Below are 1,819 nucleotides of genomic sequence, written 5' to 3'. Positions count from 1 at the left end.
AGGGCGGCGTAGTCGTTTTCTGCGATTTTGCGCAGGATGCGGCGCATGATTTTGCCGGAGCGGGTTTTGGGCAGGCCCGGCGCCCATTGGATCAGATCCGGGCTGGCGATGGGGCCGATTTCGGTGCGCACCCAGGTGCGCAGCTCTTTCATCAGCTCCTCAGAGGGCTCCTGATCGTTCATCAGGGTGACATAGCAGTAGATGCCCTGGCCCTTGATGTCATGCGGATAGCCCACCACGGCGGCTTCAGCCACGGCGGCATGGGCCACAAGGGCACTTTCCACCTCAGCCGTGCCCATGCGGTGGCCGGAGACATTGATCACATCATCCACACGGCCGGTGATCCAATAGTCGCCATCCGCGTCGCGGCGACAGCCGTCACCGGCAAAGTAGTAGCCTTTGTAATCAGAGAAGTAGGTTTTCTCAAAGCGCTCATGATCACCCCAGACCGTGCGCATCTGGCTCGGCCAGCTGTCTTGAATGCAGAGCACGCCCTCCACGTCATTGCCGGTGATTTCCTCGCCGGACTGCGGATCCAGCACCACCGGGTTGACGCCAAAGAAGGGCTTCATCGCTGCGCCAGGTTTGGTGGCATGGGCGCCGGGCAGGGGGGTCATCATATGGCCACCGGTCTCGGTCTGCCACCAGGTGTCCACGATCGGGCAGCGGCCGCCGCCGACCACGTCATTGTACCAGTTCCAGGCCTCCGGGTTGATCGGCTCGCCCACGGTGCCAAGGATGCGCAGGCTGCTGAGGTCACATTTCTCCACATAGTCATTGCCTTGGCCCATCAGCGCACGCAGCGCGGTGGGTGCGGTGTAGAACTGGTTCACACGGTGTTTTTCGCAGACCTGCCAGAAGCGAGAGGCATCCGGATAAGTCGGCACGCCTTCAAACATCAGCGTGGTCGCGCCATTGGCCAGCGGCCCATAGACGATATAGCTGTGGCCGGTGACCCAGCCCACATCGGCGGTGCACCAGAAGATGTCGCCGTCTTTGTAATCAAAGGTGTATTCATGGGTCATGGCGGCATAGACCAGATAGCCGCCGGTGGAATGCACCACGCCTTTGGGCTGACCGGTGGAGCCTGAGGTGTAGAGAATGAAGAGCGGATCCTCGGCGCTCATCTCTGCAGGTTTGCAGTAGTCATTCGCCTCGATGGCCATCTCATTATAGTCGTAGTCGCGCCCGTCGATCCATGTGGTCTGATCGCCGGTGCGTTTGACCACAAGGCATTTGACCGTGTCTTTGGTGTGCAGAAGCGCGGCATCGGTGTTGGATTTGAGCGCGGTCTTGCGCCCACCGCGCGGGGCGCTGTCTGCGGTGATCACCACTTTGGCGTCACAGCCGTTGATCCGTGCGGCTAGCGCGTCGGGGCTGAAACCTGCAAAGACAATCGAGTGGATCGCGCCGATGCGGGCGCAGGCCAGCATGGCATAGGCGGCTTCGGGGATCATCGGCAGGTAGATCACCACGCGGTCACCTTTGCGCACGCCGAGGCTTTCGAGCACATTGGCCATGCGACAGACACGGCGGTGCAGATCGGCATAGGTGATGGATTGCGCCGGCTCATTGGGATCATCGGGTTCAAAGATGATCGCGGCCTGATTGCCGCGGGTTTCCAGATGGCGGTCGATACAGTTGGCCGCCACGTTGAGCGTGCCGTCCTCAAACCATTTGATGTCCACATTGCCCGGGGCGAAGGAGGTGTTCTTCACCTTGCTGTAAGGCTTGATCCACTCCACGCGCTTGCCATGCTCTCCCCAGAACGCCTCAGGATCCGCAAGCGAAGACGCATACATCTCCTCGTAGGTGGCGG

Annotated in this window: 1 protein-coding gene; it reads right to left on the bottom strand. The window is 60.9% G+C overall.

Features of this window, described 5'->3' with window-relative positions; all coding sequences use genetic code 11:
• On the bottom strand, nucleotides 1–1,819 hold a 1,819-nt coding region (acs, locus tag J7382_RS19820), incomplete at both ends, for an acetate--CoA ligase (protein WP_209070714.1).

The sequence above is a fragment of the Shimia sp. R11_0 genome (genome assembly GCF_017744035.1).
GTDB classification, from domain to species: domain Bacteria; phylum Pseudomonadota; class Alphaproteobacteria; order Rhodobacterales; family Rhodobacteraceae; genus Shimia; species Shimia marina.
The sequence above is the reverse complement of the archived record's forward strand: the minus strand, read 5'-3'. Positions and strand labels throughout refer to the sequence as shown.